Source organism: Bradyrhizobium sp. USDA 3650 (assembly GCF_054057395.1).
The window spans coordinates 600,043-616,847 of the sequence record NZ_JBSRZG010000001.1 but is presented as its reverse complement, the minus strand read 5'-3'; the positions used below and the strand labels follow the sequence as shown (position 1 = coordinate 616,847).

The window sequence follows — 16,805 nt, the reverse complement described above, 5'->3', positions numbered from 1 at the left end:
TCACGCGATTGGAATCAACATGCCGCTCCATTCCAGCATCGATACGTCTTCATCGGACTTTGCGCGCAATTCCGAGGCCATGCGCACCCTCGTCGCGGACCTGCGCGAAAAGCTGAGCCAGGTCGCCGGCGGCGGCGGCGAGGTCTCGCGCAACCGCCACACCTCGCGCGGCAAGATGCTGGCGCGCGAGCGCGTCGACCTGCTGGTCGATCCCGGCACCGCCTTCATGGAGCTGTCGCCGCTCGCGGCCTATGGCCTCTATGGCGGCGACGTGCATTCGGCGAGCGTCGTCACCGGCGTCGGGCGCATCGCGGGCCGCGAATGCGTGATCGTCGCCAACGACGCCACCATCAAGGGCGGCACCTATTACCCCATGACCGTGAAGAAGCATCTGCGCGCGCAGGACGTGGCGCGGCAGAACAATCTTCCCTGCGTCTACATGGTCGATTCCGGCGGCGCCTTCCTGCCGCTGCAGGACGAGATCTTTCCGGACGAGCGTCACTTTGGCCGTATCTTCTACAACCAGGCCCAGATGTCCTCGCAAGGCATCCCGCAGATTGCCATCGTGATGGGCTCCTGCACGGCCGGCGGCGCCTATGTCCCGGCGATGTCGGACGAGAGCATCATCGTGCGCAACCAGGGCACGATCTTCCTCGGCGGGCCGCCGCTGGTGAAGGCGGCGACGGGCGAAGTGGTGACCGCCGAAGAGCTCGGTGGTGCCGACGTGCATTCGCGGCAGTCGGGCGTGACCGATCATTACGCCCAGAACGACGCGCACGCGATCGGCATCGCCCGCCGTATTGTCGGCACGCTGAAGCCATCAGTGCGGCCGAACCTCAACATGCATCCGCCGCGTGATCCCTTGTTTGCGGCCGAGGAGATCTACGGCGTGGTGCCCGTGGACGGTAGAAAACCGTTCGACGTGCGCGACATCATTGCGCGCGTGGTCGACGGCTCCGAGTTCGACGAGTTCAAGAAGCTCTACGGCACGACGCTGGTGTGCGGCTTCGCCCACATCTGGGGTTTTCCGGTCGGCATCATCGCCAACAACGGCATTCTCTTCAGTGAAAGTTCGCTGAAGGGGGCGCATTTCATCGAACTGTGCTGCCAACGGGGCATTCCGCTGGTGTTCCTGCAGAACATCACGGGCTTCATGGTCGGCAAGAAATACGAGGCCGGCGGCATCGCGCGGGATGGCGCCAAGCTGGTGACGGCCGTGGCGACCGCGTCGGTGCCGAAATTCACCGTGGTGATCGGCGGGTCCTACGGCGCCGGCAATTACGGTATGTGCGGACGCGCCTACTCACCACGCTTCCTGTGGATGTGGCCGAACGCGCGCATCTCGGTGATGGGCGGCGAGCAGGCCTCGATGGTGCTGAGCCAGGTCCGCCGCGACAATATCGAGGCCAAGGGCGACAGCTGGTCGAAAGAAGACGAAGATAAATTCCGCGAGCCGATCCGCGCGCAATATGAGAGCCAGGGGCACCCGTATTACGCGACCGCGCGTCTCTGGGACGACGGCGTGATCGACCCGGCCGATACAAGGCTGGTGCTCGGCCTCGGCCTCTCGGCGGCGTCGAATGCGCCGATCGAGCCGACGAAATTCGGCCTGTTCAGGATGTGATGCGATGGACCGCTCAAAGCTCTACCGCCGTTTTCGCACCCTCCTGATCGCGAACCGTGGCGAGATCGCCTGCCGCGTCATCCGCACCGCGCGCACCATGGGCCTGCGCACGGTCGCGGTCTATTCCGAGGCGGACCGTGACGCGATGCATGTCGCGCTCGCCGACGAGGCCGTGTTGCTCGGGCCCGCACGCGCCCGCGACAGCTATCTCAACATCGAGCGGCTGATCGAGGCCGCGCGCAAGACCGGCGCGGAGGCGATCCATCCCGGCTACGGCTTCCTGTCGGAGAATGCCGAGTTTGCGCAGGCCTGCTTCGATGCGGGCCTGGTCTTCGTCGGCCCGACCGCCGCGATGATGACGGCGATGGGCTCGAAGTCCGGCTCCAAGGCGCTGATGGAGAAGGCCGGCGTACCGCTGGTGCCCGGCTATCACGGCGAGGCCCAGGACGATGCGACACTGGCGAAGGCCGCCGAGAAGGTCGGTTTCCCCATTCTGGTGAAGGCATCCGCCGGCGGCGGCGGCCGCGGTATGCGCATCGTTCGCTCGGCGGATGAACTCGCGCCTGCAATCGTTAGCGCGAAGCGGGAAGCAAAAGCCGCGTTCGGCGACGACCGTATGCTGATCGAAAAATACGTCGATAACCCCAGGCATATCGAGGTGCAGGTGATCGGCGACAGCCACGGCAATCTGCTGTCGCTGTTCGAGCGCGAATGCACACTGCAGCGCCGCCACCAGAAGGTGATCGAGGAGGCGCCGTCGCCGACCCTCAATCCAGCCCAGCGCGAGACGGTCTGCGCCGCTGCGCGAAAAGCAGCGGGCGCGGTGAACTATGTCGGCGCCGGCACCATCGAGTTCGTCTCCGACGGCAAGGACGTGTTCTTCATCGAGATGAACACCCGTCTCCAGGTCGAGCATCCCGTGACCGAGCTGATCACCGGGATCGACCTCGTCGAGTGGCAGCTCCGCGTCGCCTTCGGCGAAGCGCTGCCGCTCAAACAAGATCAGATCAAGCTCAACGGACATGCCGTCGAGGCTCGGGTCTACGCGGAGAACCCGACCAAGAACTTCATGCCGTCCGTCGGAAAGATCTCGACCTGGCGCCTGCCGGCGGAAACCGGGGGGCTGCGCATCGACTCTGGCTATCGGGAGGGCGATACGGTCTCGCCGTACTATGATGCGATGCTAGCGAAGATGATCGCCTGGGCGCCGACGCGGGATGTCGCGATCGAGCGGCTGAACCGCGGGCTTGAGGATTCAGACGTTCGCGGCATCGTTACCAACATCCCGTTCCTCTCCGCCCTCATCACGCATCCGAAGGTACGGGCGAATGCGATCGATACCGGCTTCATCGAGCGCGAGCTGCCGGTCCTGACGCAGGCGCCGCCGGCGCCGGGCGAACTCGAGCTCTGTGCCGCGGTGGCCGCTGTCATCAATGACGAGCGGCAGGCCGCGCAAGGCGAGGCGAGCTCGCCCTGGCAGACCTTTGGCTGGATGCCGGTCGGCCGCCGCCAGCGCAGCTTTGCGTTCCGCGTTGGCCACGGGCCGGAGCAGAAGGTTAGGCTGAACTACGGCAGCGGCCCGTCCACACTGGTGATCGGCGAGCGCGAGCTGGCGTTCACGATCGTGGCGAAGGACGGCGGCTTCGATCTGACGCTCGACGGCGTCAAAACGTCGGTCGCGGCCGTGATCGACGGCCATGAGCTGTATTTGCGCACGCGCAACGGGCGATTCGACCTGCATTGGGTTGATCCGTTCGGCGGCGAGATGGAGGAGCAGGCCGGCGCGGACAAGATCGCGGCGCCCTTGCCGGGCACCGTCGTCGCGGTGCTGGCGGAGGAGGGGGCCAAGCTCGAGAAGGGCGCGCCGATCCTGACGCTGGAAGTGATGAAGATGGAGCAGACGCTGCGCGCGCCCTATGCCGGCGTGCTGAAGTCCATCAAATGCAAGGTCGGCGACATCGTCCAGGAGGGCGTCGAGCTCGCGGTGGTCGAGCCTTCCGGAGAATGAGATGAGCGATCAGGTCCGCATCATCGAAATGGGGCCACGCGACGGCCTGCAGAACGAGAAGACGGCGGTCAGCGTCGAGGCCCGGATCGCCTTTATCGAGGCGCTGGTCGCGGCCGGGCTGACGACGGTCGAGGTCGGCGCCTTCGTCTCGCCCAAGGCGATCCCGCAGATGGCGAGCTCGGACGCCGTGCTGCGCGGCGTTGCCCATGTCAAGGACGCCGAATTCCACGTCCTGGTGCCGAACGAGAAGGGCTATGACGCCGCGCGCGCGGCCGGCGCCAAGATCGTCTCGGTGTTCGCCGCTGCCTCCGAGGGCTTTTCGCGGGCCAACATCAATTGCACGGTCGCGGAATCCATCGAACGGTTCAAGCCGGTGCTGGCGCGCGCCAAGGCCGATGACGTCAAGGTGCGCGGCTATATCTCCTGCGTGCTCGGCTGTCCGTTCGACGGCGAGATCAAGCCGAAAGCCGTCGCCGATCTCGCCACCACGCTGCGGGAGCTCGGCTGCTACGAGATCTCGCTCGGCGACACCATCGGGGTCGGCACGCCCGAAAAGGCCAAGGAGATGCTGCGCGCGGTCAGCGCCAGCATCCCTCCCGCCAATCTCGCGATGCATTTCCACGACACCTACGGCCAGGCGCTCGCCAATCTCTATGCGGGGATGGAGCAGGGCGTCCGCGTCATCGACGCCGCCGCCGGCGGCCTCGGCGGCTGTCCCTACGCGCCGGGTGCGACCGGCAACGTCGCGACCGAGGATGTCGTCTACATGCTCGAGGGCATGGGCGTCAGGACCGGCGTTAATATGGACCGGCTGCTGGCGGCGACGAACAAGATGAGCGGCGTGCTGGGCAAGCCGCCTGTCAGCCGTGTGGCATCCGCGCTGAACGCGAAGAAGAGGCGCGCCAGTTCCTAGTTCTCCGTCATTGCGAGCGCAGCGAAGCAATCCAGAGTCCCTCCGCGGGAAAAGTCTGGATTGCTTCGTCGCAAGGGCTCCTCGCAATGACGGCTAAGAGAGCTTTCGTGGGATCAGGCTGCCTTCAGCCCGACATCCGGCAGGCGCGGCCGGCTCTTGAGGGCCTTCGCCATCATCGCCTCGACCTCGGCCTTCTCCCGCGGCAGCAGCGCGAGGCGCGGCGGGCGCGTCAGCGCGGTGCCGCGGCCCATGATGTGCTCGCACAGCTTGATGCACTGGACGAGGTCCGGACGCGCGTCGAGATGCAAGAGCGGCATGAACCATTCGTAGAGCGGCATCGCCTCGGCAAAGCGCCCCGCCTTGGCCAGGCGAAACAGCGTCTCGCCTTCGCGTGGGAAGGCGTTGGACATGCCGGAGACCCACCCTACGGCGCCCATGGCGATGCTCTCGACGATGACGTCGTCGAGGCCGGCGAACAGCACGAAGCGATCGCCGACCATGTTCCTGGTGTCGATGAAGCGCCTTGTGTCGCCAGAGGAATCCTTGAAGCAGACGACGGTCTCGACGTCGGCGAGCGTGGCCAGGATGTCGGGAGTGACGTCGTTCTTGTAGATCGGCGGATTGTTGTAGAGCATCACCGGCAGGTCCGTCGCGCTGGCGACGGCACGGAAATGCGCGGCGGTCTCGTGCGGCTTGGACGAATAGACCAGGGCCGGCATCACCATCACGCCGTCGATGCCGACGCGCGCGGCCTCCTTCGCAGTTTCAACGGCGAAGGCCGTGGTGAATTCGGCGATACCGCACAGCACGGGCACACGGCCGGCCGCGACGGACTTCGCCGTCTCCATGATCGCGACCTTCTCCTTGCGCTCCAGCGAGGTGTTCTCGCCGACCGAGCCGCAGACGATCAGGCCGGAAACGCCGTCGCGGATCAGCCCGTCCATGACCTTCGCGGTCGCGTCGATGTCGAGCGAGAGATCGTCGTGGAATTGCGTGGTGACGGCCGGGAAGACGCCTTCCCAGGAAACGCGGCGGCTCATGGTTTGACTCCGAGTGGATTTTGCCGGCGGGGGCTGGATCCGCCGGGTGTTTTGAACGGGATGGCGGGTGAGATCAGAGCGTGGCGCCGACCTTGCGCAGCTCGGCGAGGACAGGTGCCTTGGGCAGCCAGATCTTGTCGAACTCGGCAATGACAGCTTCGGTATCGCCGGCCGGCACCTGGCGGATCGGGATCGGGGCGTTGCGGAAATTCTCGATCAGCGCGGGCTCGTTGGAGGCCAACTCGTCGATCTGCGCATCCAGCGTCGACTTCACGGTCTTGGCGATCAGCTCGCGGTCGGCGGCGGGGAGCGACTGCCAGACCCGGCCCGAGACCACTGCGGCCATCGGCATGAAGACGGCGTTCATCTGCAGGATCACCTTCGACACCTTGTCGAAGCGCTGGTTCCAGGAGAATTCGAGGTCCGCCTCGAGGCCGTCGACCTGACCGTTGGCCATCGCATCGAATACCTGCGGCGTCGGGATCGGCGTTGGCGCGGCGCCGAGCGAGGAATAGAAATCGCGATAGACCGGGGTCGGATTGATGCGCAGCTTCATGCCCTTGATGTCGGCGAGCGAACTCAGGTCCTTGGAGGAGAATACGGCGCGCATGCCGGTGATGCCCCAGCCGAGCCCGATCGTTCCGGTCTCCTGCGGCAGCACCTCGAACAGTTTGACGGCCGCTGGATGCCGCACGAATTTCGCGACCGCGGGCGTCGAGCGGACGATGTAGGGCGCGTTGATCGCTGCGATGTGCGGCACACGCGAGCCGAGCTCCGCAGCCTGGATGAAGCCCATGTCGAGCGCGCCGGACTGCAACTGTTGCATCATCGCGGGCTCGTTGCCGAGTTGGCCGGAGTGGAACACGGTCAGGGTCAGGCGGCCGTTGGTAGCGGCCTTGACATCTTCACCGAATTTGAGCGCAGCCTTGTTCCAGGAATGGCCATTGGGCGTGATCAGGCCGAGACGGAATTCCTTGGCCTGGGCGAGCGCCAGCGACGGCGCAAACACCGATGCGGCGGCGCTGGCTGCGAGAAAGCGGCGGCGTGAAAGCGGCATGGTCGGGCTTCCTTTTGGACGGCCTATTTGATGAGGATCAGCGAGAGCGACGGATAGAGCGAGAGCAGCACCAGCAGGACGCAGGAGATGACGAAGAACGGCAGCGTCACCATGAACATCTTGCCGGGCTTGGCGCCGGTGACGGCGGCCGCGACGAAGAAGCAGAGCCCGACCGGCGGCGACAGCAGGCCGAGCACGAGGTTGATCACCACCACGACGCCGAAATGCCTGGGATCGATGTGATAGACGTCGGTTGCAACCGGCAGCAGGATCGGTACCGTCATGATCAGCCCGGGAATGCCGTCGATCACCGTGCCGATTACCAGCAGGATCACATTGCAGATCAGCATGAAGCTGATCGGATCCTTGGCGGCCGTCTGGATCCAGGCGGCGGTTTCCTGCGGCACCTTGCCGAAGATCAGCACCCAGGAGAACACCGCCGCGGCGGCCACCAGGAACAGCACGATCGCCGCATAGATCGCGCTTCGCAGCATCATCTGCGGCAGCTGCGAGAATTCGAATTCCCTGGTCCAGTATTTTCCGACCAGGACCGCGGCGACTGCGCCCACAGCGGCGGATTCCGTCGCGTTGGCGAGGCCGCCCAAGATGGTGCCGACGATGACGATCGGGATAAGCAGCGTCGGCGAGGTCCGCAGGATCGTCATGACGCGCTGGCGCGGCGTCTGATAGTCGGCGCGCGGATAGTTGTAGACGTATCCCATCAGCGCGATGACGACGCAGAACATCACGGTGAGGATGACGCCCGGCACGATGCCGGCGATCAGCATGTCGCTGACCGAGACCTGCGCCAGCACGCTGTAGACCACGAACATCACCGAGGGCGGAATGATCGGACCGAGCATGCCGCCATAAGCGGTCAAGCCTGCCGCGAAGGTCTTGTCGTAGCCCTTCTTCTCCATCTCCGGGACCATGATCTGGGCCATGATCGCAACCTGTGCGGTCGCAGATCCCAGGATCGAGGAGATGAACATGTTGGCGAGGATGTTGACGTAGGCGAGCCCGCCCTTGAGCGAGCCGACGAAGGCCATCGCCATGTCGACGATGCGCCGCGTGATGCCGCCGCCGTTCATGATCTCGCCGATCAGGATGAAGAGCGGGATGGCGATCAAGCCGTAGCTGTCGACGCCGCCGAACAGCTGCAGCGGATAGGACTGGAACAGCACCGGATTGCCTGATGCCGCGATATAGACCAGCCCGGCGAGACACAGGCAGAGGCCGATCGGCACGCCGACCAGCATGATGGCGAGGAAGGCTGCCGACGTGATCATCAGTTGACCCCGTCGAGCTCGGAGAGCGCAAAGCCCTTCGGCGCCGAGCGCGGGACCAGTTCGAGATCTTCCAGCAAATTGGCGAGACCGTGCACGGTCATCGACACCGCGAAAATCGGCAGCGTCAGATAGAGCACCCAGGTCGGCCAGTTCAGCGTCTGGGTATGCTCCGTGTAGAGGAAATTGAAGGTCTGGGCCGCCAGCTTGCGCCCGTCGAAGCCGGCGCGGGCGAGGCCAATCGGGTCCATCCAGAGCACGCAGGTGACGATCAGGGCGAGGCCGAACACCACGACGAGGCCGGTCGAGATCACCTTCGCGATCTTCTGGGCGCGGGGCGACAGACGTTCCGTCAGCATCGTTACCGCGAAATCGAGCCGCAGCCGCGTCATCGCGGAGGCGCCGACGAATGTCAGCCAGACCACGCAATAGACCGCGGACTCGTCGATCCAGTAGATCGGGAAATGCGAGTAGCGGGTGACGACGTTGACCAGGATCAGGGCGGTGAGCAGGTACATCAGGCCCATCAATGCGATGCGCTCGACGGCGAGCAGGGCGCTGGAAGCGCGGACGACCATGCGTCGAAAGCTGAGCGCGCGCGTAGCCGGCATCGTCTGCTCGATCATGAAGAGGCCCCATTGCCCGCAAGATTTGTCGTGCGATAGCCGAATGTATAATTTATACATTTTAGCTGTCAAATGGAATTGCGGGCTGCGTCGAAGGCGTGCCCGCACTTTTTGCGGGGACGAGATGACCTCAACATGCAAGACAGGGACCGTTCCGGCCGGCCGAGTCGGAGAGGGACGGAAGATCGGATGAAAGTGCCTCTGAAGCATCGCACCCTGTCGGCTGCGATCGTCGACCAGCTCCGGCAGGCGATCCTCGACGGCAGCTATCCGGCCGGATCGCAGCTGCGGCAGGATGCGCTTGGTGAGACCTATGGCGTCAGCCGCATACCGGTGCGCGAGGCGCTGTTCCAGCTCGAGGCCGAGGGGCTGGTGCGGATCGTGCCGCAGAAGGGCGCCATCGTCTCCGAGCTGTCGCTGGACGAGATCAACGACGTATTCGACCTGCGCCGCATCCTGGAGCCGCGCCTCCTGGCGCAGTCGGCGCCGCATTTCTCCGCGGACGATTTCGACGCGCTCGATGACATCCACAGGCAATTCGAGAAGGCCATCAAGGCCAAGAATGTCAGCGACTGGGGCCAGCTCAACGCCGACTTCCATCTGGCGCTTTATATGCATGCCCCGCAGCCACGCACCCGCGCGATCGTGCTGTCATTGCTCCAGACCAGCGACCGCTACACGCGCCTTCAGCTCTCCAACACCAAGGCGATGGGGACCGCCGAGAAGGAGCACGCCCATCTGATCGCGCTCTGTCGCGCGCAGAAGGTCGAGGAGGCCTGCCGCTTCCTGGAGCGGCACATCGAAGCCGTGCGCAAGGATCTGTTGCAGGTGGTGGGTGGCGGCGCGATCACGCCGAAGGGGAGGCGGAAGCGCGAGCCGTAGTCGATGCGCTCGTAGGGTGGGCAAAGCGGAGCGTGCCCACCACCTTTAGCGGAAACACTGAGAGACGGTGGGCACGGCGCTGCGCGCCTTTGCCCACCCTACAGCACTTGCGCTTGCCGTCACCTGCTCCCGTCCGGCCCCATCACCAGGTCCGGCAGCCCGGTCGAGATGCCCGGCACAAAGCACAGCAGCAGCACGGCGAGCATCATCAAGAGCACGAAAGGAAGCGTGCCCCAGATCACCTCGCGCAGGGGAATGTCCGGCGCGACGTTGCGAATGACGAAGATGTTGAGGCCGACGGGTGGATGGATCAGCCCCATCTCCATCACGATGGTCATGACGACGCCGAACCAGATGATATCGAAGTTCGCGGCGCGGAGCGGCGGCAGGATGATCGGCGCGGTCATGAGAATGATCGAGACCGGCGGCAGGAAGAAGCCGAGCACGACGACCATGACGAGGATCGCGAACAAGAGGCCCCAGCGCGGCAGGTGCATCGCGACGACGGATTCGGCGGCCGATTGCGAGATGTGGAGATAGCTCATCACGTAGGAGTAGAGCAGCGACATGCCGATGATCATCATCAGCATGGTCGATTCCCGGATCGTCGATTTCAGGATCGGAGCGAGGTCACTCGGCCGCCACACGCTGTAGATCGCCGCGATCAATGCCAGCGCCAAGAGGCCGCCGAGGCCGGCAGTCTCCGACGGCGTGGCGTAGCCGCCATAGAGCGCGATCATGACGCCGGTGAGCAGCAGCACGAAGGGGATCACGCGCGGCAGCACGCTGAAGCGTTCCGCGAGCGTGTATTCGTCACGGGCGAGGATCGCAGCTTCCGGGCCGCCGTTCTTGTAGATCGCTTCAGCCGCGGCATATTCCTGGCGGAAGCGGATCACGGCGTAGACGCCGAACAGCGAGACCAGCAGCAGGCCGGGTCCGATGCCGGCGAGGAACAGCCGTCCCAGTGATTTTTCGGCGGCGACCGCAAACAGGATCATGGTGATCGACGGCGGCAGCAGAATGCCGAGCGTGCCGCCGGCGGCGATGATCCCGGCGGCAAAACCACCGGAATAGCCGCGCTTGCGCATCTCGGGGATGCCGGCCGAGCCGATCGCCGAGCAGGTCGCGGGCGAGGAGCCCGCCATCGCCGCAAACAACGCGCAGGCGAACACGTTGGCGACCCCGAGGCCGCCGGGGACGCGGTGCAGCCAGGCGTGCAGAGCCGAGTAGAGATCCTGGCCCGCGCGCGACTTGCCGATCGCGGCGCCCTTCAGGATGAAGAGCGGAATCGACAGCAGCGTGATCGAGGCCATTTCCTCGTAGACGTTCTGCGTCACCGTATCGAGAGAGGCGGCGGGCATGTAGATGCCCATGAACACGACCGCGACTGCGCCGAGCGCGAACGCAATCGGCATGCCCGAAAACATCACGACCAACGTCGCAATTCCGTACGCGAGGCCGATACCGAAAACGCTCATGAACGCCTGGCTCCAGCGAAAGGCAGCGCAAGCTGCACGAGAATCTGGACGCAGAGCAGGCTCATGCCGAACGCCATCAGCGAATAGGGGATGGCCAGCGGCGGCGACCACATCGAGTTCGAGACCTGGCCATCGACATAGGCTTCATGCGCCAGCGTCCAGGACTTCCAGGCGAAGAAAGCGCAGAACAGAAGCGTCACGGCGTCGACCAGCCAGAGCCTGATCCGGTTCGCCAGCGGTGAGAGCAGGCCGACGAACGCCTCGATGCCGATGTGACCGCGGTTCTGCTGCACGTAGGCGGCCGTCATGAAGGTGGCGCCGACCAGCAGGAACACCGCGGCCTCGTCCTGCCAGTAATTGGCAGCCTTGAACAAGGCGCGGCTCAGCACGCTGTAGCTCAGGATGGCGCAGGCGGCGATCAGTGCAATCGCGGCGAACACGACGATGATGTTGTTGAGGATGGCGAGACCGCGATCGATCGCCGCCGCAAGACCGGTCCTTGCGGCAGCGTTGGCCTGGTCGTCACGATCCGGAAGCGGACCGTGGCTCATGCGGCGACGTCGGTCGCAAGCTTGAGCAGGTTGGCCGAGGTCGCGGTCTTGGCGCCGTAGTCCTTCCAGGCGGTGTCGCGGGCGATGTCACGCCACTTGCCGACGGTCGCGGCATCGAGCACCGAGACCTTGGCGCCGGCCTTTTCGTAGACCTTGGCGACCTCGACGTCGTCGTCCTGCGCGCCCTTGCGGCCGAAGGCTTCGAGCTCGGTGCCGACCGCGAGCAGGACGTCCTGCTGGTTCTTCGGCAGCTTGTCGAAGATCGCCTTCGACATCATCAGCGGCTCGAGCATGAACCAGTAGGACGCGCCTGCGCCCGAGGTCAGCGATTTCGCGACCTCTTCGAGGCGGAACGAGATCAGGCTGGTCGAGGAGGTGATGCCGGCATCGCAGGCCCCCGTCTGCATCGCTGCGTAGATTTCGTTCGAGGGCACCGACAGCACCGAGGCGCCGGCGGTCTGCAGCACCATGTCCATCTCGCGCGAGCCGCCGCGCACCTTGAGACCCTTGGCATCTTCGGGGGCCACGATCGGCTTGGAGCGGCTGGCGACGCCGCCGGCCTGCCACACCCAGCTGAGCAGGATGATGCCCTTGTCGGCGAGGAAGTCGGTCAAGGCCTTGCCGACCGGCTCCTTCTTCCAGCGCATGCCCTGGTCGTAGGTGGTGACGAGGCCCGGCATCAGGCCGATATTGGTTTCCGGCAATTCGCCGCCGGCGTAGGGCATCGGGTAGAGGCTGATGTCGAGCGCGCCCTTGCGCATCGCGGAGAACTGCGCGTTGGTCTTGATCAGGGAGGAGTTCGGATAGATTTCGGCGGCGATGTCGCCGTTGCTGCGCTTGGCGACTTCGGCGGCGAACATGCGGCAGAGCCGGTCGCGGAAGTCGCCCTTGTCGACGGTGCCGCCGGGGAATTGATGCGAGATCTTCAGCGTGGTCGCGGCATGCGCGGTGCCGGTGCCGAAACGGAGAATGGCGGGTGCGGCGACGGCGGTCGCAATCAGGTGGCGGCGCGTGAGCATGGCGTGATTCCCTTGGACGGTTTCTTGGACGGTTTTTTGGACGGTTCTTTGGGTCTTGTTTGCCGTGATTTTGGGCTGGTCTTCGAGACCGCGCTGAGGCTCATCCTAGCCGGTCTTTCAGACAATGTTCTCTAGTCTGATAGTTCGAGACCGAATGCCGCGGCAAGTGTCGGTCATGCTGCGTTGCACACTCTTGATCTCCTACATCCGCAGAACCAAGGATGGCGGCGGGCCGCAGAAATTTATCAGCGGGCGCGTAACAACGCCCCGTGGCAATCCGTCGAGATCAGATAGCGGCGTCCGTCGCTGACAAACATCATCTCGAAGGGAAGACCAGTCATGACCATTCGTACCCGCATCGCGCTCGGCGTTTCGGCGGCCGTTCTCTCGCTCGGCCTCGCGCTGTCGCCGGGCCGCCTTTGCTCAGGACAAGATGGGCAAGGATGACGGCATGATGAAAAAGGACACGATGTCCAAGGACGGCATGAAGAAGGACACCATGTCCAAGGACGACGGCATGAAGAAGGACACGATGTCGAAGGACGGGATGAAGAAAGACGACGGGATGATGAAGAAGCACTGATCTTCCCTCGTCGAGGAGGCGCTTGCGCCAGGCAGGCGCGCGCCAAAATCCGGGGGCGGTCACGTAGACCGCCCCCGGATATTGTTTCAGTCCAAATTCAATTGAACGTGACTTGCGAGCGCTAGACTTGCGAGCGTCAGACTTGCGAACGTTACTTGCGCTTCGCCTTGCGGGCGGCGTAGCGGGCGTCTCGCTTGGCCTTTTGATCGGCCTCGGCTTCGGCCGCCTTCGCGACGGCTTCTTCGGCTTCGCGGGCGATCCGCGCGGCCTCGAGCGCGGCAGCCTCTTCTTGAAGGCGCTTCTGCTCGGCCTTTTCCGTCTCGCGCGCAGCCTTTGCCTCGGCGCGCTTGGCCGCAAGGGCCTCGCGCTCCGCACGCTTCGCCACAACCGCGGGATCATCCGGCCCCGGCTGCGACTTGAATTTGTTCAAAAGGTTTTTGCGTGCTTCCTGTGCCGCCTTTTGTCGGTCGGAGAAGCCTGGTTCCCTAAATCCACTCATCGGCGAACCTTGTCATCCTCGCTTTCGATCCTACATCACTGCCTGTTGGTACGTCGGCTGGGCATAGCGGGCGCCGCGCGACGCAGATGCGTGTACATCGGCGCGCGTCGTGATGCCACCTATAATCGCAGCCGATCAGGTAGACGAAAATCGCCGCCCCCGACGATCTCTCGTAGCCCCGAAAAACTGCCGAATTGTGATGTCCCTCATAAGGGGGCACCAGGGCGGTGCCTAGCGTCCGCCCGGCTATGAGACGCGGAGCACGGGTATGACGATCTCAAGACTGAGCCTGAAGGCGCTCGCAATCGCCGTCGCGGTAGCAGCCCTGGCCGGTGCCACGCTGCTCCTCGCTGGCCCGCAGCCGATCGAAAGTGCCGTCCTGGGTGCAGATTGGGAATGCACCCAGACCGCGTTTGTACTTACGACCTGCGCACCGCGGGTCCAGCAGGCGATCCCCGCGGTCGAAACCTCGCGCAAGGAAGCGATCCGGCCGACCCGAGGCTAACCGGGAGAAGCTTGGGCAGGATGTGACGCCACGCCGCAGAGGTGATAAAGCCCGCTCGCCCCGTGATCGGTCAGCCATGTCCAAGTCCGAAGCCAATTCCGAGCCTAAGTCCGAAGCTAAGCGCGAACCGGGAGCTAAGCTCAAATCCCCTCCAAAACCTCAATCCGGCGACAACCGCCGCGGCGCCATCGCCGGCTTGATCATCGCGATCGTGATCCTCGGCGTCGGCTGGTGGCTCGCCCGCGATCTCACCTCCGCGAGCAAGATGCAGGACTGCCTGATGTCCGGGCGAAGCAACTGCAATGTGATCGAACCGGCCCGCTAGAGGCACTCCAGAGCGGGCCGCGCGGACGAAAAAATGTCGTGATCTTAATCATTTGTAACGGGACTTGGGCGACCAAAGCAGGTCAGTCATGTCAGCCGGCATCAGCTCAGCGCGAGCCGAATCGTCTATCGCGCCAAGCATCACGGCCATTGACGGCAATCGAGAGAGTAGGGGGCAAGCACGCATGAGTGCGTCCAGTCGCATCAAGATCATCATTCCCTTGGTTTCGGCCATGGCATTGCTCGCCGTCCCGGCGCAAGCTCAGGACGCTAGGCCGCCGAGAGACGCCGCCCAGCCATCGGCCGGGCCAGGCGCCGGCGCGCCGCCTCAGAACATGCGCAAGGGTCCGCCGCCGCAGCAGGCTGTCCGGCCCGCGTCGCAGGCCGGCCAGCCCCACGCTGGCGGTCCGGGTCATGCAGGTCCAGGTCCAGGTGCAGGTCCTGCGCCGCGCAATGCCGGCGGTCCGCCGCCCGGACGCAATTACGCCAGGGGTCCCGCTCCGGCGCGCGATTGGGGCGGACACGCCTATCGCGGCCATCTCGCCTGGGATGGCGGACGCTGGCGCCACGAAGTCCACAACGGCCGCTCCGGCTGGTGGTGGGATGTGGGCGGCGCGCGGTATTATTATCCGCAGCGGATGGAGGGCCCCCCGGCCTACATTTCGGAGGATTATTACGACGACGTGCCGGTAGCCTACGCGCCGCCCGTCGCCTACGAACCGCCGCCGCCTCCACCGCCAGCCGACCCCGGCGCCAGCGCCCTTGGCGGTGCCATCGTCGGCGGCGTGCTGGGCGGCCTGATCTCGGGCAACGCCTCAGGTGCGGCAGCAGGCGCCGTGATCGGCGGTGCCACCGGCGCGATCGCCGGCGCGACCGCTGCTTCGCGCCCCGGCTACTATATGGCCCAGGGCAATTGCTACTACCGCTATCCGAGCGGCCAGTATGTGCAGGCCGATCCCCGAGCGTGTTACTGAGCACCCCGGGCGAGACCTGAAGCGAAGAGGCGGGCCAAGAGCCCGCCTCATTTCGTTTTGGCGCTGGCCGTCAGCCGGCGCGGATAGAACGGGGATCGCCCCCGCGTCAGGACACCAGCCAGCCGAAGAACGCGATCGCCGCCCAGACCAGGCCTGCGATCCAGGCCAGCATTACGATGCCGATGGTCGCAAGATATGCGATGCCGAGCGGGTCGGATCGTTCGCGCCGCGTCGGGACGGCAATTTCGGCTGCGGCTTCTTGCGTCATGACGGGAATATCTCCCAAGCCTTCTCGCTCTCTGGGAGCGCTGAAGACTGTTTAGCGGAGACGGCGGGCGCCGGCTGTGACGCACTTCACAGATCGGTGGGCATCAAGCCCACAATGGTTGCCGCTCGTTCGACAGATGCGTGAGTCGGATCGCGTCGCAAATCCACGACGACGGCATTAACCCCGCAATCATACGGACGAAATTGCCACGCGCTTGTCCAGATCGTCCGGCTAGAATTGGCTTCATGTGTACCAAGTACGATCCACAGCATGAAGCCGAGGCGGCGATGAAGCGCGCCGTGGCGGCCGAAGGTCCTGACCGGCAACGTCTCATCGAGCTGGCCCTGGCCTGGCATCAACTCGCCCGCGACCGGCGCGAAGAGCGGACGGACTGAGGCCACGCTCTTACGACAATACCCGTATTCACAGAAAAACCCCGTGCTCGGGGGGACAAGCACGGGGTTCTCGAGAGCCGATCGGGGCTGGCAAATCGGCACCACTGGATTTCGAACGTGCCGATCGCAGGTTCGTTCCGCGCCCCCTTCAATTCTTTTCGCGCGAGATCAGGATGGGCGACCGGGGGAGGAGGCGCGTGCAGGTGGAACGTCGGTTCCCCGGCGACGTTGAGCCGCTATGACCGATCTCGAGTTGCGCGCACAGTCGTGCTCGTGACGCTCGACGCCTGACGCGAGCCGCCGAAACGCTACGTTAAGACTCGTTCGGACGACGATTTTCCGATCGCGATTCGTTTCGGGGAACGAAGCGGAGCAGGACCGTGAACAAACAAAAGGTCCCCGAAGGGCTGCACTGTGTCAGGCAGCTTCCGACTTCGGCACCGCGTCGGCATTCACCGAGAGCTTGACGACATCGCCTTCGACGGCACCCACATATTTCGTGTCGATGTAATGATGATGGTCCTTGTGACCTTCCGGGCTGTCCTTCCGCGTCAGCTTGATGCGGTTGCCCTCGACGCGGTCGACAGTGCCGACAGGTGCGCCGTCCTTGCCGATGATCTTCATGTGCTCTCTGATCTCGCTCATGCTGTTCTCCCTATGAAGTGTCAACGGCGAGGACCGGTCTTTGTTGCAAGGATGAGCGGACCCTGCTGTTGGAGCCAATGCGTTCGCCGAACGTTGAAAGGCAGTCGCAATTGCCAAGATCCGCATCA

General features: G+C 64.6%; 18 protein-coding genes and 1 pseudogene. 9 read left to right on the top strand and 10 right to left on the bottom strand.

Going from position 1 to position 16,805, the window contains the following annotated elements:
* Positions 1 to 19: 19 nt before the first annotated feature.
* From ACVIN2_RS02930 to ACVIN2_RS02920, 3 genes are read left to right on the top strand one after another with little or no spacing between them, the layout of a single operon-like run.
* On the top strand, positions 20 to 1,624 hold the full coding sequence (locus tag ACVIN2_RS02930) for a carboxyl transferase domain-containing protein (protein ID WP_027517803.1): 1,605 nt from the start codon (positions 20 to 22) through the stop codon (positions 1,622 to 1,624).
* A 4-nt stretch (positions 1,625 to 1,628) separates the two neighbouring features.
* Complete coding sequence (locus ACVIN2_RS02925) at positions 1,629 to 3,632, top strand: acetyl/propionyl/methylcrotonyl-CoA carboxylase subunit alpha (protein ID WP_456764427.1); 2,004 nt, start codon at positions 1,629 to 1,631, stop codon at positions 3,630 to 3,632.
* Position 3,633: 1 nt separating this feature from the next.
* Complete coding sequence (locus ACVIN2_RS02920; protein ID WP_456764426.1) at positions 3,634 to 4,545, top strand: hydroxymethylglutaryl-CoA lyase; 912 nt, start codon at positions 3,634 to 3,636, stop codon at positions 4,543 to 4,545.
* Between the two features lie 113 nt (positions 4,546 to 4,658).
* Here the strand turns inward: ACVIN2_RS02920 and ACVIN2_RS02915 are convergent, their stop codons facing one another.
* From ACVIN2_RS02915 to ACVIN2_RS02900, 4 genes are all read right to left on the bottom strand, one after another.
* On the bottom strand, positions 4,659 to 5,585 hold the full coding sequence (locus ACVIN2_RS02915) for a dihydrodipicolinate synthase family protein (RefSeq protein ID WP_456764425.1): 927 nt from the start codon (positions 5,583 to 5,585) through the stop codon (positions 4,659 to 4,661).
* Positions 5,586 to 5,658: 73 nt separating this feature from the next.
* Entirely contained in the window at positions 5,659 to 6,642 is a 984-nt protein-coding gene (locus ACVIN2_RS02910; RefSeq protein WP_456764424.1) for a TRAP transporter substrate-binding protein, read from the bottom strand.
* Between the two features lie 23 nt (positions 6,643 to 6,665).
* A complete protein-coding gene (locus tag ACVIN2_RS02905) occupies positions 6,666 to 7,931 on the bottom strand; it encodes a TRAP transporter large permease (protein WP_456764423.1) in 1,266 nt (421 codons plus the stop codon).
* Positions 7,931 to 8,539, bottom strand: a complete 609-nt coding sequence (locus ACVIN2_RS02900) for a TRAP transporter small permease (RefSeq protein WP_456769633.1) — start codon at positions 8,537 to 8,539, stop codon at positions 7,931 to 7,933. The genes ACVIN2_RS02905 and ACVIN2_RS02900 overlap by 1 nt, the downstream gene beginning before the upstream one ends.
* A 204-nt stretch (positions 8,540 to 8,743) precedes the next feature.
* On the opposite strand from ACVIN2_RS02900, the gene ACVIN2_RS02895 reads away from it, so the two are divergent.
* Positions 8,744 to 9,436 carry a GntR family transcriptional regulator gene (locus ACVIN2_RS02895; RefSeq protein ID WP_456764422.1) on the top strand — a complete coding sequence of 231 codons (693 nt, stop codon included), beginning with the start codon at positions 8,744 to 8,746 and terminating at the stop codon, positions 9,434 to 9,436.
* A gap of 119 nt (positions 9,437 to 9,555) precedes the next feature.
* Here the strand turns inward: ACVIN2_RS02895 and ACVIN2_RS02890 are convergent, their stop codons facing one another.
* Genes ACVIN2_RS02890 through ACVIN2_RS02880 form a run of 3 tightly spaced genes read right to left on the bottom strand, consistent with a single transcriptional unit; the run spans position 9,556 to position 12,484 of the window.
* Positions 9,556 to 10,914, bottom strand: a complete 1,359-nt coding sequence (locus tag ACVIN2_RS02890) for a TRAP transporter large permease (protein ID WP_027517811.1) — start codon at positions 10,912 to 10,914, stop codon at positions 9,556 to 9,558.
* Positions 10,911 to 11,465: a TRAP transporter small permease gene (locus tag ACVIN2_RS02885; RefSeq protein ID WP_027517812.1), complete on the bottom strand. Its 555-nt coding sequence runs from the start codon at positions 11,463 to 11,465 to the stop codon at positions 10,911 to 10,913. The genes ACVIN2_RS02890 and ACVIN2_RS02885 overlap by 4 nt, the downstream gene beginning before the upstream one ends.
* Positions 11,462 to 12,484 carry a TRAP transporter substrate-binding protein gene (locus ACVIN2_RS02880; RefSeq protein ID WP_247286133.1) on the bottom strand — a complete coding sequence of 341 codons (1,023 nt, stop codon included), beginning with the start codon at positions 12,482 to 12,484 and terminating at the stop codon, positions 11,462 to 11,464. Before ACVIN2_RS02880 ends, ACVIN2_RS02885 begins: the two co-directional genes overlap by 4 nt.
* Positions 12,485 to 12,823: 339 nt before the next feature.
* On the opposite strand from ACVIN2_RS02880, the pseudogene ACVIN2_RS02875 reads away from it, so the two are divergent.
* A pseudogene (locus ACVIN2_RS02875) lies at positions 12,824 to 13,067 on the top strand (pentapeptide MXKDX repeat protein).
* 151 nt (positions 13,068 to 13,218) lie between these two features.
* Here the strand turns inward: ACVIN2_RS02875 and ACVIN2_RS02870 are convergent.
* Positions 13,219 to 13,566 carry a DUF6481 family protein gene (locus ACVIN2_RS02870; protein ID WP_007591299.1) on the bottom strand — a complete coding sequence of 116 codons (348 nt, stop codon included), beginning with the start codon at positions 13,564 to 13,566 and terminating at the stop codon, positions 13,219 to 13,221.
* A gap of 268 nt (positions 13,567 to 13,834) precedes the next feature.
* On the opposite strand from ACVIN2_RS02870, the gene ACVIN2_RS02865 reads away from it, so the two are divergent.
* From ACVIN2_RS02865 to ACVIN2_RS02855, 3 genes are all read left to right on the top strand, one after another.
* Positions 13,835 to 14,071, top strand: a complete 237-nt coding sequence (locus ACVIN2_RS02865) for a hypothetical protein (RefSeq protein ID WP_456764421.1) — start codon at positions 13,835 to 13,837, stop codon at positions 14,069 to 14,071.
* Positions 14,072 to 14,147: 76 nt separating this feature from the next.
* Positions 14,148 to 14,396, top strand: coding sequence for a membrane protein (locus ACVIN2_RS02860; protein WP_456764420.1), 249 nt, complete (start codon positions 14,148 to 14,150; stop codon positions 14,394 to 14,396).
* 184 nt (positions 14,397 to 14,580) lie between these two features.
* A complete protein-coding gene (locus ACVIN2_RS02855; protein ID WP_456764419.1) occupies positions 14,581 to 15,369 on the top strand; it encodes a hypothetical protein in 789 nt (262 codons plus the stop codon).
* A gap of 106 nt (positions 15,370 to 15,475) precedes the next feature.
* Here ACVIN2_RS02855 and ACVIN2_RS02850 read toward each other — a convergent pair whose 3' ends face one another.
* Positions 15,476 to 15,637: a hypothetical protein gene (locus tag ACVIN2_RS02850; protein WP_199198412.1), complete on the bottom strand. Its 162-nt coding sequence runs from the start codon at positions 15,635 to 15,637 to the stop codon at positions 15,476 to 15,478.
* Positions 15,638 to 15,882: 245 nt separating this feature from the next.
* Between ACVIN2_RS02850 and ACVIN2_RS02845 the strand changes: the two genes are divergently transcribed.
* On the top strand, positions 15,883 to 16,032 hold the full coding sequence (locus ACVIN2_RS02845) for a hypothetical protein (protein ID WP_197031201.1): 150 nt from the start codon (positions 15,883 to 15,885) through the stop codon (positions 16,030 to 16,032).
* Between the two features lie 417 nt (positions 16,033 to 16,449).
* Here ACVIN2_RS02845 and ACVIN2_RS02840 read toward each other — a convergent pair whose 3' ends face one another.
* Positions 16,450 to 16,677 carry a DUF2171 domain-containing protein gene (locus ACVIN2_RS02840; RefSeq protein WP_063994351.1) on the bottom strand — a complete coding sequence of 76 codons (228 nt, stop codon included), beginning with the start codon at positions 16,675 to 16,677 and terminating at the stop codon, positions 16,450 to 16,452.
* Positions 16,678 to 16,805 lie beyond the last annotated feature (128 nt).

Bases quoted from the DNA above. Each gene is read 5' to 3' on its own strand.
- ACVIN2_RS02860 (WP_456764420.1), top strand. From the start codon at position 14,148: ATGTCCAAGTCCGAAGCCAATTCCGAGCCTAAGTCCGAAGCTAAGCGC.
- ACVIN2_RS02915 (WP_456764425.1), bottom strand. From the start codon at position 5,585: ATGAGCCGCCGCGTTTCCTGGGAAGGCGTCTTCCCGGCCGTCACCACG.
- ACVIN2_RS02890 (WP_027517811.1), bottom strand. From the start codon at position 10,914: ATGAGCGTTTTCGGTATCGGCCTCGCGTACGGAATTGCGACGTTGGTC.
- ACVIN2_RS02880 (WP_247286133.1), bottom strand. From the start codon at position 12,484: ATGCTCACGCGCCGCCACCTGATTGCGACCGCCGTCGCCGCACCCGCC.
- ACVIN2_RS02865 (WP_456764421.1), top strand. From the start codon at position 13,835: ATGACGATCTCAAGACTGAGCCTGAAGGCGCTCGCAATCGCCGTCGCG.
- ACVIN2_RS02840 (WP_063994351.1), bottom strand. From the start codon at position 16,677: ATGAGCGAGATCAGAGAGCACATGAAGATCATCGGCAAGGACGGCGCA.
- ACVIN2_RS02920 (WP_456764426.1), top strand. From the start codon at position 3,634: ATGAGCGATCAGGTCCGCATCATCGAAATGGGGCCACGCGACGGCCTG.
- ACVIN2_RS02925 (WP_456764427.1), top strand. From the start codon at position 1,629: ATGGACCGCTCAAAGCTCTACCGCCGTTTTCGCACCCTCCTGATCGCG.
- ACVIN2_RS02905 (WP_456764423.1), bottom strand. From the start codon at position 7,931: ATGATCACGTCGGCAGCCTTCCTCGCCATCATGCTGGTCGGCGTGCCG.
- ACVIN2_RS02900 (WP_456769633.1), bottom strand. From the start codon at position 8,539: ATGCCGGCTACGCGCGCGCTCAGCTTTCGACGCATGGTCGTCCGCGCT.
- ACVIN2_RS02870 (WP_007591299.1), bottom strand. From the start codon at position 13,566: ATGAGTGGATTTAGGGAACCAGGCTTCTCCGACCGACAAAAGGCGGCA.
- ACVIN2_RS02910 (WP_456764424.1), bottom strand. From the start codon at position 6,642: ATGCCGCTTTCACGCCGCCGCTTTCTCGCAGCCAGCGCCGCCGCATCG.
- ACVIN2_RS02930 (WP_027517803.1), top strand. From the start codon at position 20: ATGCCGCTCCATTCCAGCATCGATACGTCTTCATCGGACTTTGCGCGC.
- ACVIN2_RS02850 (WP_199198412.1), bottom strand. From the start codon at position 15,637: ATGACGCAAGAAGCCGCAGCCGAAATTGCCGTCCCGACGCGGCGCGAA.
- ACVIN2_RS02855 (WP_456764419.1), top strand. From the start codon at position 14,581: ATGAGTGCGTCCAGTCGCATCAAGATCATCATTCCCTTGGTTTCGGCC.
- ACVIN2_RS02845 (WP_197031201.1), top strand. From the start codon at position 15,883: ATGTGTACCAAGTACGATCCACAGCATGAAGCCGAGGCGGCGATGAAG.
- ACVIN2_RS02895 (WP_456764422.1), top strand. From the start codon at position 8,744: ATGAAAGTGCCTCTGAAGCATCGCACCCTGTCGGCTGCGATCGTCGAC.
- ACVIN2_RS02885 (WP_027517812.1), bottom strand. From the start codon at position 11,465: ATGAGCCACGGTCCGCTTCCGGATCGTGACGACCAGGCCAACGCTGCC.